The following is a 1,045-nucleotide window of genomic DNA, read 5'->3' as shown; positions in this document are numbered from 1 at the left end:
GGGATTTTCCAGCATCTGGTCGTACTGCTTCTTGATCGGAATGTTCACGCCGACCGCTGAGATACCATCCTCGCGCGCCTTTGGTCCGAACGAAATGAACTTGTTATACAGGTTCGCGTAGTCGCGTTCGACCACCCGCACATGCGGGAAGGACTTGCCCGGCACCAGCTTGCACTCGCCCTCGGCCCAGTCGAGAATCTCGGGCTGAGCCAGCTCGTCGGGCGTATCGTGCATCAGCGGCTGAAGCACCACGTCGCGCACCGGCTTGGAGAACGCCAGCGGAGATAGCTCGCTCACCTTCTTCGCAATCAGCTTGAAGATTTCCCAGTCCGTCTTGGACTCCCACACCGGCGGAACCGCCTGTCCCAGCACGTGCAGGAACGAGTGCAGGTCCGTCGTGTTGAGATCGTTCTTCTCGTACCAGAACGCCGTCGGCAGGATGATGTCGGAGTACAACCCCGTCGTGTTCATGCGGAAGTTGATGTCGACAACGAGGTCATACTTCCCCACCGGCGCGGTGTCTCGATACTTGACCGTCGTCGTTTTGCCTTTCGCACGCTCCTCAGCGATGACATTGTCATGCGCGCCGAGGTAATGGCGCAGGAAGAACTCGTGGCCCTTGGCGCTCGACTGGACCGCGTTACCGCGCCAGATGAACCACACGCGCGGCCAGTTCTCCTTGGCATCCGGATCATTGATCGCCAGATCCAGCTTCTTGCTTGCGACCTGATCCGCAACGTACGTCTCAATATCCGCGGGCGTCTTCGCGCCGGCGCGTTCGGCGTCAGCCACCACGTCAATCGGGTTACGATGGAAGTTCGGCGTAAACGGCATCCAGCCGCAACGAACCGACTTCGCCTCGAGGTCGATCGCGTGGCCCTTGGCCCATCGCGGGTTCGGAGCCGTCAGGCCATACTCGGTGAACTCCTGCTCGTAGCGCCACTGGCAGCTATGGGCATAGTGCCAGGTCGACGACTGCACGACGCGCGGCGGCTTGTTCCAGTCCAGCGCCATCGCAACAGTGGACCACGGCGCAACGGGCGCG

1 protein-coding gene is annotated in these 1,045 nt (G+C 61.2%); it reads right to left on the bottom strand.

Annotated elements, in window-relative coordinates:
• Window positions 1–1,045 (bottom strand): molybdopterin-dependent oxidoreductase (locus NWI01_RS18585; protein WP_141385417.1); only part of this gene is annotated, 1,045 nt, incomplete at both ends.

Origin of the sequence: Nitrobacter winogradskyi (assembly GCF_006539545.1) — a bacterium.
GTDB classification, from domain to species: Bacteria; Pseudomonadota; Alphaproteobacteria; order Rhizobiales; family Xanthobacteraceae; genus Nitrobacter; species Nitrobacter winogradskyi_A.
The sequence above is the reverse complement of the archived record's forward strand: the minus strand, read 5'-3'. Positions and strand labels throughout refer to the sequence as shown.